Annotated in this window: 14 protein-coding genes and 1 pseudogene; 3 read left to right on the forward strand and 12 right to left on the reverse strand. The window is 37.6% G+C overall.

Annotated elements, in window-relative coordinates; all coding sequences use genetic code 11:
* Nucleotides 1-485: 485 nt before the first annotated feature.
* The 5 genes from Q4557_RS07090 to Q4557_RS07110 all read right to left on the reverse strand — a co-directional run bounded on the left by Q4557_RS07090 (nucleotide 486) and on the right by Q4557_RS07110 (nucleotide 6406).
* Nucleotides 486-638: a hypothetical protein gene (locus tag Q4557_RS07090; protein WP_303411691.1), complete on the reverse strand. Its 153-nt coding sequence runs from the start codon at nucleotides 636-638 to the stop codon at nucleotides 486-488.
* Nucleotides 639-1451: 813 nt separating this feature from the next.
* The gene (locus Q4557_RS07095) at nucleotides 1452-2087 is read right to left on the reverse strand and encodes an OmpA family protein (RefSeq protein WP_303411693.1); all 636 of its coding nucleotides are present in this window, start codon (nucleotides 2085-2087) and stop codon (nucleotides 1452-1454) included.
* 23 nt (nucleotides 2088-2110) lie between these two features.
* Nucleotides 2111-4126, reverse strand: a complete 2016-nt coding sequence (locus Q4557_RS07100; protein WP_303411695.1) for a hypothetical protein — start codon at nucleotides 4124-4126, stop codon at nucleotides 2111-2113.
* Nucleotides 4123-5454 (reverse strand): hypothetical protein, encoded by a 1332-nt coding sequence (locus Q4557_RS07105; protein WP_303411697.1) that lies wholly within the window; start codon nucleotides 5452-5454, stop codon nucleotides 4123-4125. Before Q4557_RS07105 ends, Q4557_RS07100 begins: the two co-directional genes overlap by 4 nt.
* 25 nt (nucleotides 5455-5479) lie before the next feature.
* Nucleotides 5480-6406 carry an ATP-binding protein gene (locus tag Q4557_RS07110; protein ID WP_303411699.1) on the reverse strand — a complete coding sequence of 309 codons (927 nt, stop codon included), beginning with the start codon at nucleotides 6404-6406 and terminating at the stop codon, nucleotides 5480-5482.
* Nucleotides 6407-7018: 612 nt separating this feature from the next.
* On the opposite strand from Q4557_RS07110, the gene Q4557_RS07115 reads away from it, so the two are divergent.
* From Q4557_RS07115 to Q4557_RS07125, 3 genes are all read left to right on the forward strand, one after another.
* Nucleotides 7019-7594 carry a hypothetical protein gene (locus tag Q4557_RS07115; protein ID WP_303411701.1) on the forward strand — a complete coding sequence of 192 codons (576 nt, stop codon included), beginning with the start codon at nucleotides 7019-7021 and terminating at the stop codon, nucleotides 7592-7594.
* A 307-nt stretch (nucleotides 7595-7901) separates the two neighbouring features.
* Nucleotides 7902-9803 (forward strand): hypothetical protein, encoded by a 1902-nt coding sequence (locus Q4557_RS07120; RefSeq protein ID WP_303411703.1) that lies wholly within the window; start codon nucleotides 7902-7904, stop codon nucleotides 9801-9803.
* Nucleotides 9796-12810: a site-specific integrase gene (locus Q4557_RS07125; RefSeq protein WP_303411704.1), complete on the forward strand. Its 3015-nt coding sequence runs from the start codon at nucleotides 9796-9798 to the stop codon at nucleotides 12808-12810. Before Q4557_RS07120 ends, Q4557_RS07125 begins: the two co-directional genes overlap by 8 nt.
* 304 nt (nucleotides 12811-13114) lie before the next feature.
* On the opposite strand, the pseudogene Q4557_RS07130 reads toward Q4557_RS07125, so the two are convergent.
* The 7 genes and pseudogenes from Q4557_RS07130 to Q4557_RS07160 form a co-directional block, all read right to left on the reverse strand.
* A pseudogene (locus Q4557_RS07130) lies at nucleotides 13115-13543 on the reverse strand (OST-HTH/LOTUS domain-containing protein); the annotation flags it as partial.
* A gap of 500 nt (nucleotides 13544-14043) precedes the next feature.
* The gene (locus Q4557_RS07135; protein ID WP_303411706.1) at nucleotides 14044-15744 is read right to left on the reverse strand and encodes a hypothetical protein; all 1701 of its coding nucleotides are present in this window, start codon (nucleotides 15742-15744) and stop codon (nucleotides 14044-14046) included.
* 665 nt (nucleotides 15745-16409) lie between these two features.
* Nucleotides 16410-16976 (reverse strand): 4Fe-4S single cluster domain-containing protein, encoded by a 567-nt coding sequence (locus Q4557_RS07140; protein WP_303411708.1) that lies wholly within the window; start codon nucleotides 16974-16976, stop codon nucleotides 16410-16412.
* A 1-nt stretch (nucleotide 16977) separates the two neighbouring features.
* Nucleotides 16978-17481, reverse strand: coding sequence for a hypothetical protein (locus tag Q4557_RS07145; protein ID WP_303411709.1), 504 nt, complete (start codon nucleotides 17479-17481; stop codon nucleotides 16978-16980).
* Between the two features lie 3 nt (nucleotides 17482-17484).
* The gene (locus tag Q4557_RS07150) at nucleotides 17485-17688 is read right to left on the reverse strand and encodes a DUF2997 domain-containing protein (RefSeq protein ID WP_303411711.1); all 204 of its coding nucleotides are present in this window, start codon (nucleotides 17686-17688) and stop codon (nucleotides 17485-17487) included.
* Complete coding sequence (locus tag Q4557_RS07155; RefSeq protein ID WP_303411713.1) at nucleotides 17688-20147, reverse strand: hypothetical protein; 2460 nt, start codon at nucleotides 20145-20147, stop codon at nucleotides 17688-17690. The genes Q4557_RS07150 and Q4557_RS07155 overlap by 1 nt, the downstream gene beginning before the upstream one ends.
* The gene (locus Q4557_RS07160) at nucleotides 20147-21907 is read right to left on the reverse strand and encodes a hypothetical protein (RefSeq protein WP_303411715.1); all 1761 of its coding nucleotides are present in this window, start codon (nucleotides 21905-21907) and stop codon (nucleotides 20147-20149) included. The genes Q4557_RS07155 and Q4557_RS07160 overlap by 1 nt, the downstream gene beginning before the upstream one ends.
* Between the last annotated feature and the right edge of the window lie 4 nt (nucleotides 21908-21911).

Consider the following 21911-nt stretch of genomic DNA (forward strand, 5'->3'; position numbering starts at 1 on the left):
TGATGTTGGACTTTGAACGTTAAATAGCAATCAACATATCACTTTTGTTAATATTCAAAAATAATTAAATTGATTAAAAGCCAGAAAAGACAAAGGCCTAGCATTTCTGCTAGGCCTTCTAAATTTGGCAGGGGTAGCAAGACTCGAACTCGCAACCATCGGTTTTGGAGACCGCTTAAAGACCAAATGTTGTTAATCGACACTAAATAGCAAACTTCGATATCAAACAAAATAAGCTGAATAAACAATAAGTTACATCAATCAAAATGAGTAAGCGTTCAAAACCAACTTAACCCCATTTAAGGCTATTTACGAGGCTTTATGTCACGTTTTGGTCACCACTGTCAGTATAATATTTATACTAACTTTTACTCATAATAGGAAAATAGTTACTCAAAAAACGAAGACAAATAAGGTAGCGAGCTGCACGATTTTAGCCACGACTTTTAATTTAATTTTATAAGGAACAGGCCATACATTTATATTTAATTTACATCTAACCTGTACATTAAATTATAAAACCCCATATCAAAACTAATACTACAGATAAAAACATCCAGTAAACGGCCACCTAATTTAAATAATATAAAAACATCCAGCAAACGGCCACCTAATTTAAATAATATAAAAATATCCATCTTCACAACCAAATAAAATTCAATTATCGTATTTACTAATATCATTGTAACCGTTAAGCGAACCACACTTAGCATCAATCATTAATCTGACAATTTTAAAATACCTGTTCAAAGATAAATTATGAGCAGGTGATGAAAACGTATAGAACAATTAAACAGTGACAGCAGCTATTACAAAAATGTAGCGCATGTAACGTTACCAATATTGAATTCAGTCAACTGCATAATGTCTCTATTGCAACCTTTTATAAACAGCGCGTACTATTTCCAGTGCAGCAGATTGAAGCAAGCTTGCCAAAGTAAACGCTGTTACCACATCAGAGTCACGCTTCGCCCAGAGTTAACAAACGACAGAAGTTTGTGCTTAAATTCATCAAAACGCCTTGAGGTTCGATACTAGTAAAGGCCAGGCTACCAGAGTATTTAACGACCTGTGACATTGTAGCCATTATTAAAGGGTTAACGTGGTGAAGATATTTGTCGACGGACTCACCGTCTATTTATGTGCGGAGCTGGGTGAATTTCGCAAATCGATTAATGGCTTAGCGGCTCTGGTGGAGGCCTAACTGAATTGCCCTTACTCACTGGATCATTATTTTCTTATAATCAAAGGGCCCAACCAAATAGAGAACGATGTTGAACACCTAGGCGTTGTCTGAAGGTTTGTTATTCGTTCATCAATGCCTGTGAACTTTAGTCATACAATTCATTGCTTGCAAACAGTTAGTGCATTCCTGTTTATAAAAAAAGTACTGATAAAAAATCAGTACTTTTATTAAAAGTTTCCGTTCCTAATTGATTAAGTATTTATACTTATTGAATTAATAGTTGAACTTCTACTCGACGATTTCTTGGGTCTGAAGGTTCCATACCAGAAAGCGGTTTTGACTCACCGTATCCAGCAACGACAATTCGTTTAGAGGTATCAGCATCAAGCGTTCCAATAAGTTCACGTCGAGCCTCTCTTGCTCTAGCGGCTGATAGGGTAAAATTATCATCATACACTGTGCAGAACCGTTTATAATCCGTCACAGGCCGACTTACAGGAATATTATCCGTATAACCTTCAACTAAAATCATAGCTTTAGGATTATCAATTAAGAATCTCACTAATTCGCTTTGAATGGCATTTACTGCCGCTGTTGCTTCTGGGTTTAAACATGCACTTCCCCTTTCAAACACACCATCTCGTAGTGTCAGTCTGTTGGTATATTTGTCCAAAGCAATTAAATTAGAAGTATCTGAATTTTTCAACATTTCACCTAATAGCTTCGTTACCTTAAGCACTGGATCGTCTTTTTTTTCTAGCGCCTTAGCTAATTCTTCTTGATAACGAAGATCACTGACACTTTTTTGTAATACTGCCACCACTAACAGCAACATGACTACTGCCATTACTCCTGCCATGAGATCTGAAATGGCAACCCATTCACTTGGTTTTTCTTTCATGTCTACTCATCATGTTAAGTTAATCATGCAACTTCTGAATTAATTTCAGGGTTATTCGTAGAGAGTGCAACTCTTAGGTCTCCCACCGCTGTCAGTAATAACTGTTGATTTAGCGGTATTTCTGAAATTGGGCTCAATATGGACATTAGCTGTTGCTGTGAATTTGGATATTCTTCCAAATGTTCTAACAGAGACGATAACTCAGTAACAGAATTGATGATCTGTTCAGCCTTTTGAATAGACATATCAAGCGCATTGCCTAACATTGAGTGGTTGTTTTTTATACTTGCATTATGCTCAGCTGCATCTTGTCTTAATAACTTAACCTCACTAATAAACTCTTGTTGTTGCAACTGTAATTTATCTAAAGGTTCCAGACTAGCTAGTAAATGATTTTGATGACGACTCATTAACTGTAATGGCTCTAATGCTGCCGGTAAAGTAGCTAAATTGCCGATGACTTGCTCCAAAGAAGTTTCATTTCTTTTAAGTGACTCACCTATGCTCCGCATTTGTTGACCCGAGGTTGAAATAGCACTTAGTCCCGCCTCAATAGGCTTACCAAGTTTACTTACAATCTCTGTCGAGGTTGTAATACTTTCATTAAGCGTACTACTTGATAACGTAAATTCAACTGCGGCCTTTTTCTGGATATGGAGCGCTTCATCAATTGATGTTTTCACATCTCCCATTGTTTCTTTTACATCTGTTGATAACACACCAAGAGCGGTGGATATTTCGAGGGTAGCCTCGCCCAATTGCGTGCTACCGCGTTCAAGAGTTAGCGACGCTTCACTGCTCATATCCTTAATAGCAGAAGACAGATCACCACGGACATTATCGAGCACTTCAGTAAATTGACTGTTGAATGAATCAACCGCATTGACTAAATCACTTGCTGCATGCCCTACTTTATCTGCACCTTGAGCCATCCTTTGAGCTGCGCCAGCCATGTTTTCAATCACTGATTGGCTATTCACTGTAAAAGACTGCATTGCTTCTTTGGTTGCTTTAGTTTCAAGACGTACAGAGTTAATTTTTTCTTGTAGCCCATTGATACTACTATTTATAGATGTTTGAGTCTGTTGATGAACCTGAGTCATTCTATTTTGTATATCGTTAACGCCAGCTTTAATTGTTTCGCTTGTATGCTGTTGAACTTCAGTCGATTTGTCCACTAAAGTTAAAATGCCAGTTTCTATGCATGTTTGAGTCTGCTTATTTGTATTTATGAATACCTTTTGCAACTGTAAACTATCCTGCTCTATTTTGGTTTGAGTTGATAAATGAGCATGGGTAATGCATTGCTTTAATGAATCAAAATTATCACTCAAGAGTTGTCTATTTTGGTGGTTAATTTTTTCATTTTGCTCAAGTAATTGATCTAACTTAACGGAAAAAGCGTTAGCCACACTTCCAGACACATTACTTATTTCAGAAAATAAAGCCCCTTGTTTTTCTGCTGCCTGAGTAAGTTCAACACTCTTTCGATGTTCTATCTCAGTTTTAACTTTATCAATGACCCAAGTAAGACGTTTCTCATCAAAACGAGAAAATTCACTCCAAACTTTAAGCAGAATAAAACCACTTATTCCCCATGTAGATGTTTTAAATTTAGTGCCGAGACCATTAAGAAGTCCCAACAGATGCTGCATACTATCTGTCGCACTACTTGCATCTAACGCATTGGGTTGACTCAGAATATTAGAAGCATGATTTAGTGCAATCCCAAGTCCTAGAAACGTGCCAAGTAAACCAATGATTAATAGTAAGCCAGGCATGAGTTCGACCATTTTTTCAGGCGCTGTAGCAACGGCATGCCACAGATCCGTCACGCTACCATGTTCAATATCTAAATCATCAGACGTATCATCTGGTGTACCTCTATGCCACTTCTTCTCCCAAGATTTTGGTTTTGCGATAAGGTGGGCACTAACAATGGTACAAAACATCATAAAGAGAATGATGGACAAAAAAACCGCTTGCAGTGGGTCGCTTAAGTCCGGTATTAAAAAGTCTAAAACTGCATCTAAATTCATACTGCAACCTCAAGAATAGTATCCATGCGCATTTTGGATTCTTGCTTGAATATATTGGCATAGTCGTTTAAAAGGGATTGATCATCTGAAGTTAACTCGTTAAATGACTTACTATGCTCAGCACAATCAATCAGCAATTTACCAATTTTTTGGCCATCCTCAAGTAAGTAGCTACGATCTTCTTGTTCTATCTGCTCTTCCGTTTTCTCGAGTAATTGAAGGAAACCTTCTGCTGCACCAACATAACGTTCAATATCAAGTTGTTCTTCTGCTAGTTTATCGAGAGATAACTTATTATTAGGCACACTTATCTTTAGCAGTGCTAACTCATTTGTTTCCTCTATAGAAAGTTCATCTTGAATTTTACATGCCAGAGTCAAACGCTGAAATAGCATTTTGTCTTTCGCATAAGCTCTGTTCGCGATATTCCATTCTTTATCAAGAACCTCTGCATTTTTTGCCCAAGACACGATGAGCTCTTCAAAAACAAAAGGAGCCAGTTTTTTCCCATGAAGTCTTGTCAAGACACGGTCTAAGCGCCCTGCTGCATTTTTATTTAATTCTGGATTAGCCTTTATTAAATCTGAAGCGATTCTAATCAAGAACAAATCATCAGAACTCAAATCATCAACACTTTTTGCAGAATGAAGCTTGTCATTAGCAATAGACATCAGTTTTTGTGTGGCTCTCAGACGTAAATAATGTTCGAAATCTGTTGGCTCAGCATCTATTGCCTGTGCTAACTCCGCTTTTGCGATTTCAAAGTCATTGATTGCTGCAGCTAATTCAAGGTTGTGTCTTTGCTCCTCAGGTATAACTTCATCCTCAGCAAAACGGAACTCTTGCTGATGCTCTTTAGCTTCTTTCAGCTCTTCATCATTGAGCACATCATTTTGTTGTTTACTCGTTTCTTTATGCGCATGTTTTTTCTTGTCAACTGTTTCAGCCTTGTGCCACCGTTGAGCTAGTTTAATAGACCATTTTATTGCTGCATCTATTTTCTTTGCAATTGGTGATTTTTCAAATGCAGTTAATGCACCTAAGCCTTTTTCTAATAAAATCAATGCAGTTTTTAACCAGGGATATGGTGCAACTTTAGCCGCTGCTAACAATACGCCACGTATTTTGTTTACAAAAGGTTTAACAGCTTTCCATGCTTTTTTTACGCTACCTACAAAAACCTCGGCTTTATCTGCCATCCAACCAATAGCCTTACCAGCAACACTTTTAACTGTTTCATATGCCGAAATAGCAACATCCTTTACTGTACTAACAGCCGAGCTAACAAAACTTCCTACTGAACTACATGCATCAGTGAACCAACCCATTTCTTCTCTCCATTTAAGATTATTTTTATTCTGTAAGTCCGAGTAGTCGCTGACTAACTTCGATACCAGTTACATTATTATTCGATTTTTTTACTGCATCCTTTCTGCTTTTACCCACATTCCTATTTGCAGCAAAAACATCTTCTATCGCTGTCTCAAAGTGCTTCCACTTAACCTTTGGTTCGATATCAGATTCGACTAATGCACGAGGAAAAGCAGTACGTAAAACAGTTCTTATTTCACGGCCAGATAAACCATCAGATGCAATTGAACAACGTTCAATTATCTCATCGCGCTCTTCATCTAACGGGATACCAGGAACCAACATCCGCTGCCACAGTAGTTTACGACCTTCGGTATCTGGAATTTTGAATTCAATGTGATAGCGAATTCTGCTGACGAAAGCACTATCATAATTTTTAGCAAAATTAGTAGCGAAAATCACGATACCGTCAAAGCGCTCTAATTCCATTAATAATGTTGACCGCATAGCATTAATTTCATTATCGATACCTTGAGTAACCGAAGATAATCGAGCCCCAAGTAAAGTATCAGCTTCATCGAAAAAAATTACCGCCCCTTCCAACGCTGCAGTTTTGAATGCTGCCGATATATTTTTGGCCGTTTCTCCTACATATTTACTTTCAACTTCGGATATACCGATGTGAAAATACTTACGTTCTAAAGTTCCAGCAAGGGCTTCGGCCGCCAACGTTTTCCCCGTTCCTGGTGGGCCGTACAAATTGAGTATCATATTACGGCCCATAGGATCCACAGCTTCAAATCCCCAATCTGTATAGATTGTTTTATGGTGACGCATAGCACCAATAGCCTCTTCAAACATTCTACGAGTTTCTGGTGCTAGTACTACATCTTCCTCTAAATTAATCCGTGGCGTACGTAATTCGTAAGCAGATGAAATATCATTACTTATTTTAGGTTGTTCATCCATTAACTAATGTTCCTATTAACTTTCAGGTGGCCGATGATGTTTGTTAAGTATTTTAATTCTGCAGTAAATTAATCATCTCTTTTAGGCACATAAATATAATTACTAGCGCGATTGGCAAAGGTCGCCGCTTTTTCTAGTGCCTGAGTGTTTTATTACTAATAATTTGAATTATTGGTGCAGAGGCGCGTACATTCAGCTTTAAAAGGTTAGTAAAATCCATCTATTAAGAGTCCATAATATCATTCCCTCACAATGTAGCCCATTCTACTTCTTTGTTAAAGATTTACGAGATCATTACGGGGGTTACGTGTATCAATTTGCATCACACGCACAACTTTACTAACAAACACCCCAGAAGTGTAACTGCAAAGCTAAGGAGGAAAAGCATTTTTAACGCTAATTAACTATGCAATCGTATTAAAATTAAGGATTGTAAGATAATAAATCTCATTTTAAGACGTTTATGAACACAGCTTTTGAAAGTCATTTATTGACAACGAAGAAGAATTCTCTGATGCCAGTATCAAAGTGTAACATTAGCTATATTTACTTTTAAATCAGCATCCTTTATTTTGTATATATATCATATGGTTTAAATGAAGTTGATTTAATATGGTTTCATTATTATCCCCAAAAGAAGCTAGAAAGATAAAATCAATCAAAATTCATCCTGCTGCTAATTCAGCATTTGAGTTTGTTAAATCACTGGAGTTTCTATTTTCTGATGCCATTAGAAAAGACTTATTCAATGTAGATATTTTGAATGAGGGGGCTATTTTTCGAGGGATCGTAATTGAAACCGAACTTCATATTTTTTCAGGTTTTGAATCAATAATTTTCGACTTAAATAACTTAAACCTTGCAACTGCTACCACCCTTATCCACAAAGATATCACTAAAAGTGAAATTGAATTATTTGCATGGAAGGCCGTAATATCTAACTGTCTGTTAAACTCAGTATCAAGCGAATACTTGGATTTAATTCATACAAATATTAACGAAAGAATTCCGAGTTCAGTATCAAATATATTGTATTTTAAGTCTCATTTAAGCGAAGTTTTATTAGCTGATATGACTGGAAAAACGAAAGACACCATTGCAAAGCAAAAGTCTCGTCACAATCAGCCTCAACAAGGAAATCCAATCTCTATTTTTGAACAAGTGATTGAAGAGGTGAATCACTATTAACTCTCAACCTTCAAGGTTCGATGCTGAAACAATCAAAAATGCCTTAAATAACGCATTTCCTGAAGAGTTAATTGCTTATCACAGCTGTATTGCTGATGAGATCATCAACCTGATTGGAATCTTAAGTGAGCAATATCAGCAAGAGTTTCCAGAACTATCATTAATAAGAGACATCGCAAAGCTAAAAACAACAACGTCACCAACCACGCCAGAAATACATTATCAAAAGCTCACAAGTCTATATCAGTCATTAAAAAGGAATAAACAGCTCGAACAGCATTATTTTTCAGCTTTTATTGCGAGCATCATGCACTCCCCATCTCAAGAGCACCAACAATTTAAACAATATAAGGCCTTAACTTTGTTAGTTTGTGCAAAGCTCTACATGATGGGCCGGCATGAATCTGCGATCAAATCAGTTTGTAATGAAATGAGGCAATGGTCCTTAGGTAAAAGATATGAGCTATCTAATGACCTTCCCGATGTCATTACTCTCGAAATGAACAAGTTATTAGAAATTCTAGACGCTAAAAGAAAGCAAAAACTTGAAAAATGGAGCAGCTCTAGAGTAGGAAGACAAATTTCTAATATTTATGTCCCGTACAATGATAGCCATACCAATAATAATGGCATTATACGCAATACCATGCTTCGAGAGCCTGGAGTGCAGTCGACAAGGCTTATTAGCACTTCAATAGAAGATGATAGCGGTGATACTGTTACCGAATTCAAACAAGTAAAATCTAGTGACGAAGGCTGGGCAATGGAGGAATCTGCATCGGAGCAGAAAAGAACAGCTCTTCTAATATCAATGAAAAAGCCAAGTGAAAATGGGTATGCTGTACAAAAGTTAAGGGCTAAAGCGACAAGTAATAGATTGCTAAAAACCAACATGCGGCTACCGTGTGATATATATCAAGCCACGAAGTTTGAAATTAGTACATTACTAAAATATTGTATGGATGCTCGTAAAGTTTGTGAAAAAACACGTTCCTTTATTTTAGCATCTTTGACATTAGGTACATCATTGCAATGTGTTAGCCAGCGGGATTTCAACCACTCAAAAAACACGCTAGAATTTGAACATATACTACCAACCCAATCTCAACGTAAACGCATAATCAAATTAATATCTCCGATTCATACACTGCTTGTTATTCAATTACCAAACGATATCAAAACTCATTTATTGAATGATTTAGAGCAATCAACATTAGATAAAATATCCACTCTACTAAAGCACATCAACAAGCAGCATAGAACAAGTTTAAGCCTGCAAAAGATCTCGAACTACTTGGCTCAAAAGCTAAAACAAGAATCGATAGATCCAACCATTGTCGCATTAATTCAAGGTCAAACAGCTGATGTAACCCCAGCGCTTTCATATACACACTTAGCAGAACAAACAGTAAACGAAACATACCAGCGTTTTTTAAAGTTCTTAGAGAAGCTTTCAAGCAAATCAGCAAATAAACTGAAGTTTGACTATTCAATAGAGCATGAGAAAAACAAAGCGATTGGGAGCCCGCTTGTTATAGACGATGAAATTCTGGCTAAATTCTTTAACACCATAGAACAAAATATATTGCACATTTCAGATATTTACTCTCATAGTCGACATAACCTCATCACTTACTATGTGCTATTCACTCTTGCAATATCTTCTGGCTACCGCCCTGTTACTGGCTGGCTTGGAAAAATCACTGATTATAATTTATTAAATCTAACCTTGTGGATCTCTGATAAAGAAATGCATCAGGACATATCAGGTAGAGTGATCAAAATCCCTGAGATTGCGGTTAGTATTTTAGAGCACTACAAGCAATACTTGAAAGCTGGGAAAGTTGAGTTTATGAACCGAAAAATAGCACTTTCACAACGCTATGATCATGCAATCACTGGCGAGGCGCATTTGTTTTTCTTTATCACTGATAACGAAATAGAAGAGGTAACGCCTAAAACAATGACTGACCACTTTGATCGTGTACTTCCTCTACCATTGAATTGGCATCGCCACTATATTAGGTCGTTACTTGTTCGTGAGGAAATAAACCCAGAATTAATCGCAGCTTGGATGGGACACGCTGAGTTAAATGAACCAGCATTTACACGGTTTTGTTCATACTCCATCAATGACTTAAGTATCATTAGCGACTATATAAACAAAAAATTGGCCTCTGTAAATTGTAGGGCTATCAACTTTGTCTAAATCCATTGGTGTAGAAAAACGTAATAAAGACAGAGAGCGCCATCGACGTAATCTAAAGATTAAGGCAGATAAACTTGTTGAAAAACACTTTCCAAGTGGTGCTGCATTTCCCCTCCTTCAGGATTTCAACCTTAAGTGGGATCAACTAATTGATGATTTACCAAAAGTATTTACTTCAATAAGAGATCTAAAATCAGGTTTTAATCGATGTAATTCAGTCGTAACTAAACGAGCAGAGTCTGACAATATCAACGTAGCCATGCCGTCTGTTATCGTAACGCAAAAAGCTGAAAAAACGATACACTCTCAGGCATTAATACGAGATGGGCTAGTATTTCAAAACCTCTATAACCGCTGGTTTACAGAGCTATCTTTAAATGGCTATTCCGATAGTATTGCTGAAGCTTATCGGTCTATTATCTTTTCAATTATTTGCCACTCAGGTTGCCTTAATCATCATTTAATAAGAGCCTTATCTGCGCAATTAAACACCCGGCTCAATATTTCAACTATCAATAATTTACCCTTTGTCAGCCTAATAATTGATGAGAATGGTTACCATACAAATGTTACAACCGAAGAATGTAAAACAACAGAGTTAATCTGGTATTTATCTCCACTCACAATTAGCTGCATTAGGCACTTTCTGCAGCTAAAAAAGCATAACCCACATACTCACTGGCAAGCACCCACAGACAATAAAACTATTCATGCTTTGCTTATAGATGAGTATCAAGACAAAGAGCTTCTCCCTACCAACCTAAAAGGGTTAGTCAAATCAGCAATATCTGTCATACAATTTTTACCTAATGTCAGAATAAATCAAGCAATGCTTGAATATGCAATGGGAAGAAACAAAGCTTATAGTCTACCTAAAGACAATTTAGCGAGGTTAGTTACAACACCTATTGCAATTCACCCAAAACTTAACTTTTATAGTCCACTTAGGAGCATCGAACCTCAAGGGTTACGTAATACAAAACCTGCTTTGCCATATTCAAAATTCTTTCAGACACTATCCCAGACCTTAAAAGAAACAGGTAATAAAAAGCTGACATCAAAATCGTTAAAGCAAAATTTAAACACACTAGAAAGCACACTTAAACTATCAATTTCTCAGGAAGTGCTAATAAAATGGTATATCCATAAACTAAAAACATGTAAGCCATCAACCATACGTACCTATCACTCCACCCTATCAAGAAAGTGGCTTTATAAAACAGAATCAATTGATCTATCAAACGCGGATGAGCAAGATTTTCAAGACCTATACAATGAACTGATTGGGCTCACCAAAGGCTTACCAGCCAAAACTCAACTTGCTGGCCGGTTGAGTGATTTCCATGCCTTTAATGTTCAAAAATTTGAATTTCCTCTGCTACTAGAACCCATTCAAAAAGGGTCAAAACATAAGCTTCATACTAACGCCGGTTTTGTTGATGAAACACTATTTAAGGCATTACTGGATACTGTTGATGAGATAAATGATTTAGACTTTAAAAATAAAGCGACCTTAAAAAGTTTATTAATTATTTCGTATCGCTGCGGATTGAGGATTAGCGAAGCCATCAAGCTTAGATTTAAAGACATAGAAAACTCTCAAGAGGGTTGGATCGAAATAAGAAGCAATAAGTTTTCTGATAACAAAAGCGCGTCATCCCTTCGAAAAGTGCCGCTTAACGCTTTATTACTTGAACATGAAAAAGAGATTATCGACGAGTCACTAAAAATAGCCAGACAAGAGCAGTCAACAGCACCTGATACTCGTTTAGCCTTTACGATTGGCCAAGATACAAATAAACCAATAGATAAATTTCTGTTATCCAACTTCACCAGTACCGCACTAAGGCAACTTTCAGGCATAGATAACTTGGTATTCCACCACTTAAGGCATAGTGCATTATCTCGATTACAGTTAATTTTTGAATTAGGTGAAAGCAGTGCTAAACATCCAGAAGTAGTCCCTTATTCAGCCAAACAAATCCTGAAGATAATTGATATCTTAGCGGGTAAAACTCAACGCAATAAATACTATGCGATTGCTGCTTTTGATGGACATTCATCTCCTGAAACCTGTTTTAATCATTACTTCCATTTTTGTGATTTAGCACTTTACTCTAACTTGCTTTCAATGGAGCTAAAGACCACTAAAAAACAGTTACTTAACTTAAACCTTGGTTCACGTAGGAACTTGAGTCATCAGGCCAAATTAAGAGGCAAGGATGATCATTGGACTGTTTCAAATTTTCTTGATTACACCATGAAAAAATTAAATATTGCCCCTATTAAGGCTAGAAAGCCAAAGCAATTAACCACTATTCAGCCAGAACCTAACCGTAAACCCATTGTTAATATTGATACTTGCTACCATATTTTAAAACAAATTGAGCAAGGTTTAGATCCTATCGAGTTAGCTTTTAAGTATCATATTGAATCAAGCGATATTAAGAGGTGGCACAAAAATGCTACTGAATTAATGGCAATAATGACCAACTATGACAACCCAAGATTGCAAACTAAAAGTACCGCTCATACATTAATCCCTTCTATGCCTAAATCAACGTCTGAATTAAAGTGGCTTTCATCAATCATCACCAAAGTGAGACAGCAATTTCCAAACGATAAGCACAACATAAAATGGGCACTAGATTACGCTTTAAATAATAAAAATAGCAGTAAATCTGGTATCTACTTTTCAACGCCTAAAGAGTTAGAAAATTTTATTGAAGCATTCTCTTTTGCCATACCTAAAAGTAAGTGGCGAATACAAACTCTTTCAATAAATCAAAGCCCTATGCGACAACTATGGGAAAGTGCTTATCGCGGCATTCAAACTCAAACGAGTAAGCTATCATCCCATAAAGGGCGTCAGGGAAAAGGTGCTGTATGGTTGGAGCTAAGGCATTCTGATGAGAAAGAAATAATGAAAGCAAGGAAGCAAAAAAAATACTCTTCAAACACCATTATTTTTCTAATTCATATGATGGGGATAATGATGAGAAAATAGTTAAGCGGATTAAAATATTGAATACCCCCAGAATTTCAAGAAGCTAAGCGTAACAGTGTGGTCAACATTACAGTCTCATGCTTATACCAAGGCAACTTAATGATAATGATTATTATCATTAAGTTGGCAAACCATTGGAAAACCAATATATTTCACTACTAAAACTGGCTAAACCTCACGATAACCGTAAGCTACAGCCACTTCACGACAGGCGCAAAACTGGCTCAACCGGGTGAACCAAGTGAGCTTAGGCTAATGCCACTATATTGCGTTCAAGTATGAGCATAATGATTATCATGAAGTCTCATGATGGCAGCTTCTTTGTTTGCTGCTTAGCTCTCTTAATGTCACGAACCCAAATTACAGTTTTGTTCGTGACTTTTGTCTCAAACAAATCAATAGCGCCAAAGAGATCACTTAATTTTTTAAATCCATAGTTTCGCTGATCAAAAGATGCTTGATTAGAAATATGCGAACCAATTGGGCCGAGCATAGCCCAACCATCATCTTCTTCAACAGCCTCGATGGCCTGCCTTAAAAGGCTAATAAGCTTATTATCCTTGTTCAGGCTTTTATCAAACTTAGGTAGCCCTTCAACACATTGTTCGTATTCGTCTAGATATAGGAAGCGGGAACAGCTGTTTACAAATGCACTTGGTGCCTTCCTCTCGCCAAACCCAATTAAGAATTTTCCATCTGCAAGCGCTCTAGTTACTAAGGGAATGAAATCACAAACATATAGAGACCACAAAGCGTTACGCCCACTTAATGGATAGGACTAGATTTGAGGCTGTTAGCAAGCTGGACTCATCACGGCAGCAAGGGGCGGTGCCTGATTTTATTTTAATAACGGAATTAAGTCCGAGGGCAATGAATATCGTGGTCAACTAATGAACATATCCTTAATCAAAAAGCTTAGATGATATGTGTCCATAAGACTAGGAGGCTGCCTACACCACGTGCAGATTATTCGACACTACCGTAAAGGTTGCAACATCGATTGGAACACTTTTACAATCGATGTCGCAACGATAATAGCTGTGTCTTCAAGACTGATTTAGCTTATTCTAGGTGTAGGGTAGTATAATCCCTATCGAAAACTTAATTCAGTCTCGTTACAGAGAAAGAAGTTTACTATTTCTCTTAGAGTTCGATTTTAAGCGATTACATCAATTTAATAGATGGATCGCGTAATACAGTTTAATGGTGCCATATAGGCTGGCATCATCAAATTTATTTTAGCTTTTCAAAGTATGCAAGTAGTGACTTGTAATCATCACAAACTTTATTGAAAATATCCATAATTGGTTGAGTTAATTGGTTACCTTCTTTTTTGTTTTTATATGCCGCAAACAAAGAACTAATAGCAACGGTACTCATAAACATCAGGAAAATAATAAGTGGAATGACCCTTGCTTCGGGGGCGAGTACAAACATACTTGCTACTGTAGCTGCAGCCGATAAAGCGACAACACACTTAGATATTTCGCTTATTTTACCATAACTTAATACTGATTCTGGTTTTTTAAAACGACCTTTGTTGAGGTTTAAGAAATACTGACCATAGGTTATTTGATCCTGCCCTCTTCGTAGTTGAGAATAACCAATTAGCAGGTAATCTCCCACATCCGTTTGGCTCAATATTGATTCTGGTAACCACTGCTCAAACAGTTCTCCTTCTCCATCTTCTACAGTTATCTTACCCGATAATTCAGATTCTCTGGTACGGTAGGTTCTCGTTTCATAACTATTACTATTACTATATTCATTATAAATACGTACAGTTTGTGTATAGGTCTTATCACTAATATTGGTAGTCATATTACGATCAATAACTTGTACCATATAGCACCAAGATGAACCATGGTGTTGCTTGTTTTTCCTGAGTACGTGACGATACAGATATTTCTGAGTGTGATTAAAATAGAACTCCTTCATTTTTGTTAGACGCATTTCACGTATGTTTTTTTGGGGAGTGGGATCTAGAGGAGCAACTTGAGGTAGCATTAGAGTGGTGCTCCCATTGCATTGGGCTGCATCATTATCCTCCTCTACGGCTACTTTTTCTGTATCATTGATTACTTGTGTAACTAGTGGAGTTTTTTGATGGTAACCGCAATGATTACAAAAGCAGATATCAGCATGTATACGGTGATCACATCGAATGCAAAGAACATCATTATCTTTGTTTAACCGTTCAAACCTGTGATAGCCCAGTTGATACTTACTAATGTTGTTAACCTGTGAAATAACTGTTTGTACTCGCTCTTTGCGTTGTAAATTATTCAGGTAGTTTTTTTCTCTGGTGACATACCAAGCTGTCATAGAAAAAGTACTAATTAGAATAGACGATAAAAGAGAAACTTCACCATTTTTGCTCATAAGGAAGATAAGCAATGTGGAAAAAAAAAACAATAAAAATCCCATTGAAACTGCGCTTGAAATGCTAGGTTCTGTGTCATCGTAATGTTTTGTTATGGTCGACAATTGACCATCATCATTATGCAATATAACACTGGCAGCTAAATTATTATTGGTAATGAACTGTTCTGAACCAGAGTTAATCTTAAAGCTTAAGGTAATAGTATCTGGCTCTAGGACTGTGATGACATCGCCGACTCTCATTGAATCAAATGCTGTATTCTCTGCATCGATACTTATTTGCTTAATTTCACCTTGGGAGTTTTCTAATGTTATCCACCAATACGAATTAGTCATGTTTAAGCGTGCGTTTGATACATGACGTTTGTAGTAATAGCTTTTTTTTAGTCGACCTGTAAATAATGTAGGTTCAGGACATGATTGGCTTAATTCCTCAAATAATCTTGGTTGAAGATCTAACACTTGAGTAGCTTCTCTGGCTTCATTAAGCTCCTCTCCACACTGAGTGCAAAATTCATCTTGTATATAAAAATCATTACCACAATGGTGCATTTACTTCCCTCAATTAAATCAATATTTTTGTGGGACGAAAGTCTATAGCATAGGTGAATGCTATAAAAGTATATTATTTTCAAAGGTATAAATTCGTGAGGCGGCTCTAAAATATAGAAGTAATCGAGTCGTATAACTTCGTTCAGTTTACACTGCATATTCCGGTTATTCCGGTAACCTTTATTTTTCGGTCACCGCCCACAAGCCACTCACAAGCTGTTAAATTATCATGAAGGTACTTGCGATTTGTTATGACAATTTCAAGCATAGCGTTAATAATTTTGGAGGATACATCTCATTACCAAACAGATATTTGGGGGTGAGATACCAGGTACGAAGTTCAATGCCACATTCAATCTAGCAGTGTTAGCGAACGATAAAATGAGCAGGGAATTAGTAGGCAAACTTTATATAAATATGTCGGACCTGACGGTAAATTCAGAGAACATGGCAAACTAGTTTTGGCTATCTAAAGTGGCTCATTACTTTTAAAAGTGTTTGGTTAGACTTGACCAGTACAATAACTAAAAGTATGGAAAATCACTCAACTCGGTATCCAGTTTTGATTGTGCAAATCAACACAATCAAAGCTGGTTACTATTTCGGCGTGTCTAATTTGTTTCGGGCACCAAATACCCTAGAAAATAGGCTGATCCCACTGCACATTAAGTTGGATAACCAAGCACTCGGACTTCGCCAGTTTTTTCAATAATGATTTCTACTTCGTTTAGTCGTTTTGATCTTTGCTCAACGCTTGATTTTTTTGGATAAATTAGCTCTTGATTTTCCGAACCATACCATTGGTTATTGGTATTTCTATGTTGTTCTTGGTATCGACCAGACACTAATAAGTCAACGCTATCTTCAATGTTAGGCCATAGCTGTTTCTGTTCAATTTCTGATTTGGTATATCCGGTATATAACATCACTGTTAAGGACGAGAGGCGCTTAATTTCTTGTATTAGCCATACTGTATTTTCTGCTTGCTCGAGTGGCTCTCCACCTAAAAGAGTAATCCCCTCAATGTCTTGCTCAGCGAGAATCTGAGCCAATAGCGTTTTCCGATCCAATAGTTGGTTGGCTTTAAATGACCACATTTCTTTATTCCAACAACCTTTGCAAGCGAGCGAGCAACCTTGCAGCCACACGGCAAAGCGCCTGCCTGGCCCATAAATATGGGTGGCAGGCTCAATGTGCGAAATATTAAACTGAGTACCGTATAAATTCTTCATATTATACTGAGCGGGTTAGTACCAGCTGGATTTTACCTCTGATGTGTTTTTCTTTGACGCTGTAACCTTGCGCCTTCGCTTTGGCAATTGCCTGCAGGCGGGTCGCTGCTACCCGCTCAATTCGCTCTTGCTCAATGCGTTGGCGTTCAAGCTCTGCAATGTTGTCGAGATGTAACTGATAGCAGCCTTGATAGGCACCATTTAACTCGTTTAAAAAGCGGCTCACTGATTGATACTGCTTTTGCGCCGCAGATACAATGCGAGTGGCGTATTCATCTTGATCATGTTGCAGTTGCCAGACATCGCCATTAAAACAAAATAGCTGTAAGCCGTTATAATCTCTACGGTTGGTGATGATGTCGCCAATGGCAACATTGGACCGCTGTCGAAAATTATTAATATTTTCAGCCGTAATTGATACAGGCTCTGCGCCCAGTGCTGCTAACGCTGCAAGTAGCACCTCACCAATAGTAAATGGGGTGGTTGTTTTGATCACTGCACTCATTACTTAATTCCTTAGCTTAATCGTTTCAATGCACTGAACCGCTTGTTGCTGGTGATACTCATCGGTGGTTTTTACCTGAATAAGTCCTGTAGTATCTCCTAAGATCTCTTCAAGCGCTTCTAAGCAGGCCTCGCCTTTGAATCCGTTTGTTTTGGCGGTTATAGCGCCTTCCTCATCGATGGTTAATGTGATTTGTTGCTCAGGCATTATATATCCTCTCTTGCTTGCTGTGGTGCGCACAGTTTGGCGTTTAGACGTTGCGCTTCCTGTTGTGCCTGCTCTAATAAATCAAGCGATGATAAGGTGAGATAGCGTTTATCGTTTGCTTCAAATAACTCCAGTTCATGAAAAATTGGCAGTGCTTCATCTGGCCAGCTGATGTTTTTAGCTTGGTTCTTTTTTTTCTTATTACCCAGTTGCTTACTAAGTTCATCGCTTTCATTGGTATTACAATAAGAAAATGCAGAACCGTGTTTATCAAGTGAGTCTAGGGCTATATTCTTGTCATTAAGGGCGTTATCTAGTTTCTTTTGTGCTGAATCTAAATCTCGTGTCACTTTGTTGCGGAGTTGGGTGTGGGTTTCCAGCGCTTTTTTCAATGACTTATTGGTGTTGTTTGTCAGCCACTCACCCAACGCGGCAGGTTCCATTGAATAGATTTTGCTAATTTCTTCTTGTTGTTTATTAAGCGTTTGTTTGCATTGTGTTTTCCATTCAACCATGAATAGATCTTCATTAGCTAAAATCTGCCTCTGGCGTTGCTCGTTTTCACTTTCTTTGGCTTCTTTTGACATTTTTTTACTACTGTGCGAACTTTTAATCTCCTTTCCTTGCATAGAATGATACGTTAATAACTTGGCTAATTTCGGATTGCTTTTGCTATTTTTATTGAGCCATTGAGTTGCCTGCTGTAGTGTCATTGTCGCTAGTTTTTCATTATCTTGAGCCAGCTGTTGAGTGAGTGTTGCAGCTGCTTTATCCCGACTTGCAACAAATTCATCATACGCTAGGGTATATTTGCCTTCTTCCCCTGCTTTGAGGGTATCTATGTTGAGTTTCTCTTGTGAATAAATATCTTCTTTATGCTGTAAGATCTTTGTTAATTGGTTTTTTTGGTCGTGCCACTGTTTTTCTAGCTTTGCTTTTTCTATCGCTTGGTCGGTAGCATCATCATCGTGAGAAAGCTGTTTAAAGCAGTCAAGGTAGTTATTTTGTTGCTCTGCTCGTTCGGCAGGTGTTGCCGTGATCATGTCTAACTGACTAAGTTCAAAAATACTCTTTTTGAGTTTCTTATGTTGGTGTTGCTGACCAAGTGAAAAACTATTGAAAAAAGATAAAATTGATTGCGATACCGATGTACGTTTTGTATCAAGCTTATCAAGTTTGACTTCAAGATCTGCTAATGCAGTTAACCAGTTGTTATTGGCGCTGTCCCAGTTGCTATACAGCTGGGATTTACTGGCGTTTTTCGGGCAGTAAGGAGGGTGGCGTTGCACGTTATAATGAATACTCTTGGCTAGATATTCACGAGTTAACTCTGTGTGTGAACTGGTTAGATCTTCAATATTATCATATAAAAAACTATCCATATTGTCAGTGTAAACGGGGTCTAAATCAAGCTCTACAGATTGCTCGCATTGATAAATGTTATCCGCTTCATCAACAAACCTAAATGATGAATCTAAGCTCTCAATTGAGCGAGATTGGTCTAGTTGCCATTGTGCGGCTTTAAAGGCTTGGTTGAGGCTATTGGTTATTTCGGCGGACTGCTGGTGATTTAACTTGAGACTCCAATTGGCTTGTTGATTTGTTGTACCATCAGGAATGAACCAGCATCCACTGTTTGTGGCCACTATGTTGGGAATATTAAAGTCTGTGAGTGCCACATTTTTATTATTATTAACTAATGACTCAGCTAATTCGGCCTTATTAAGATCTAGAATGTTGTTAGTCGCCTGCAATAGCTTGCTTACTATTACGGCATCTAGGTCATGGTGATTTATTTGGCTAAATTTTATGTCACTTGCCTGAGAAAAATTAGCTGCTAATTGTTCTGGCAGCTGGTATTGATGATTAACCACAATGGTACCAGCAGGGTTTGCTACCGCGTTGTCTAATTTCTCACCTTGTTTGATGACTTGTTTTTCACTTTTATCCCAAAATAAATGGCAGAAACTGCGATAAGTATCTTGGATTTGCTCTGCTGTTAATATAATCAAGAAATTGTCATCGTCCTCACTGTTGGTAAAGACAGTCGATGAATTTAAGATATGACCAACTGGTGAAAATGTAGCATGATCGCTAATTAACAATGCTCCTTGTTGTGGTTCACCAGTACGGATTAAGCAGCGACTGGATAGTGCACTAATCGCCTCTTTGTTTTTATGTTCATTTCCTAAATACAAATAAATTCTGATGCCTTTATCGGCGGAATTTTGTAGTGCTTTAATTATGTCTGCGTTAGTTAGTTGATCGGCTGCAAGTAGTAAGGTAAGTCGAGTACTATCAATTATGCTAACAATTTTTTGTTGTTCTACGACTTCCATGAATTCAGGTAAACTGAGATTGTCTTCGGCTGTACAGCCCTGATCGATAAATATAGGCGGCAATAATTGATCATGATAATGCTTAGTAAACGATTCTTGTTGTATCTCTAATGTACTCATTATGCTGTTACCTCAAGCGTGTTGTGTGCTAGTACACGCTGTAAATATTCTGGAAGTTGCTCAATCACTATTGGAGTGAATGTTGGGTAGCCGTGAGCGTAATAATTGGAATCATCGCCGATTAGAAAATCCAAGCTAACGGTACATTTCCAGGCGGTAATATGGTCATTTGATTGAAATATCCAGTAGCGGTCATGATTGTCGGCATGCTTAGAAAACGATTCTATATTCCATGGTTCAGGACATTTCTCTGCTAGTGCTTCCGCGTCACTTGATTCCGTAAAAATGGTTATATCAGAGCTGCTTAATGGCTGTGCAATTACCTTAAGCAGTGTTTGTTGACGGTTAGTTCTTATGTACCTGTCTGAGTAAATAAACTTAGTGCAAGTCTTACCTAAAGAGAGTTTCTTAATGAGTTGCTTGATATCGACTGGCTCTTTATCAATTAAGGTTAATGGCAGTGCTGCAATAGACGACAGGCTTGGGGTTAAATCATTGATTGCGGAGTAGTGCCAATAAGCCTGAGGATTCCTCTCTTTAGATAAAGTCCCAATAAGGTTATTGCCCGATAACGGCACTAATTTGTATTGCTTAAGTGCTAGCTGAGCAAGCCATGTTCGTTGATCTGCTTCCGCGATCCCTGTTTCTTTAAAGCTGCTGGCATGATAACGCTCTAACCAGGCCAAATGCCATTGACTGGCTTCTTCTTGAATTGGTTCAACTGGCAGGTGATGAATATTGACATAGTCAAAGTAACCATGTTGAGTCTCCATTTTAAATTTTGGATAATTATTTAAGCTAAATTGACTCAGCATTCCCTGATATTGTTTAGTTAACGCAAACGGAACACTAGCTCGCATGACCTGCTGTTTCCAGTGACCACCCAGGTATGCTGCCAGTGACGAAAAAATAGTAGGGGATTTTGAGAAATATTCACTCTGTTGGTATTCGAAATCGATCGGACTATCTTGCTTTAAATCACGCCCTGATAAAATATTTAATGGACCTTTGAGTGTGATGCTTGAACTGTCTAAAGTAAGGTCCCAAGTTAAGTTGAGCGTTTTATTGTCGGTGGCACTACAGATAACCTCAGGTGAAATAGAAATAATATCTTCAGTGCTTAATCTGTTGTTATTTTCTTTTTCGCAACCCGAAAATTTAACAGTTAGTGTTTTAGAGGTATTTTCCGGCGGATTAATAGCAAAGGTTGATTGCGCTGCATCTCGGCCTTTATGCAATATTTTATGTTTTGGCTCTTTAAAGGCGTTATCACGTTGGATTAATAATACTCTAGTACCTAATAGTGGATCGTTATCGCTATACCAAATATGATAAAGCCCACGCTCGCTAATAGGCATTTTTCCGGTGGTACACACTCGTTTAGCTTTATTAGTTAATGTGTTTTCATTGTTGAGCAGGCCTTCCATTTTTAAGTAGGATGTTAATCTTATCGGTAAATTACTCGGATTTTGTTGTGCCTGCTTGAGCAAGCTAACGACATCATCTCTTTTTTGTAGAAGACAAATAGTCGCGATAACTGGATAGCGCTTAACATTGAGTTGGCGTGATAAACGTACTGAAAACTCTCGGTTACTCTCATTTCTTAATGCACCATTATTTGATTGCTGTTTTTCAGCGGAATTTCGCGATTTTTTATTTTTAGACGCTGAATTTTTTTTATTAGTAGTACTCACTTTTAATTTTTCAAGTTCGTCAAAACCACTGCTTGTTTTTTTCGGTCTGTTGATTGGTTGGTTCATTTAT

This window comes from Shewanella sp. 5_MG-2023, from assembly GCF_030547465.1.
Lineage (GTDB): Bacteria > Pseudomonadota > Gammaproteobacteria > Enterobacterales > Shewanellaceae > Shewanella.

Excerpts from the sequence above, each read along its gene's own strand:
- Q4557_RS07095 (WP_303411693.1), bottom strand. The coding sequence starts at position 2,087 with ATGAAAGAAAAACCAAGTGAATGGGTTGCCATTTCAGATCTCATGGCA.
- Q4557_RS07090 (WP_303411691.1), bottom strand. The coding sequence starts at position 638 with ATGGATATTTTTATATTATTTAAATTAGGTGGCCGTTTGCTGGATGTT.
- Q4557_RS07160 (WP_303411715.1), bottom strand. The coding sequence starts at position 21,907 with ATGAACCAACCAATCAACAGACCGAAAAAAACAAGCAGTGGTTTTGAC.
- Q4557_RS07135 (WP_303411706.1), bottom strand. The coding sequence starts at position 15,744 with ATGCACCATTGTGGTAATGATTTTTATATACAAGATGAATTTTGCACT.
- Q4557_RS07110 (WP_303411699.1), bottom strand. The coding sequence starts at position 6,406 with ATGGATGAACAACCTAAAATAAGTAATGATATTTCATCTGCTTACGAA.
- Q4557_RS07150 (WP_303411711.1), bottom strand. The coding sequence starts at position 17,688 with ATGCCTGAGCAACAAATCACATTAACCATCGATGAGGAAGGCGCTATA.
- Q4557_RS07105 (WP_303411697.1), bottom strand. The coding sequence starts at position 5,454 with ATGGGTTGGTTCACTGATGCATGTAGTTCAGTAGGAAGTTTTGTTAGC.
- Q4557_RS07140 (WP_303411708.1), bottom strand. The coding sequence starts at position 16,976 with ATGAAGAATTTATACGGTACTCAGTTTAATATTTCGCACATTGAGCCT.
- Q4557_RS07115 (WP_303411701.1), top strand. The coding sequence starts at position 7,019 with ATGGTTTCATTATTATCCCCAAAAGAAGCTAGAAAGATAAAATCAATC.
- Q4557_RS07120 (WP_303411703.1), top strand. The coding sequence starts at position 7,902 with ATGCACTCCCCATCTCAAGAGCACCAACAATTTAAACAATATAAGGCC.
- Q4557_RS07145 (WP_303411709.1), bottom strand. The coding sequence starts at position 17,481 with ATGAGTGCAGTGATCAAAACAACCACCCCATTTACTATTGGTGAGGTG.
- Q4557_RS07155 (WP_303411713.1), bottom strand. The coding sequence starts at position 20,147 with ATGAGTACATTAGAGATACAACAAGAATCGTTTACTAAGCATTATCAT.
- Q4557_RS07100 (WP_303411695.1), bottom strand. The coding sequence starts at position 4,126 with ATGAATTTAGATGCAGTTTTAGACTTTTTAATACCGGACTTAAGCGAC.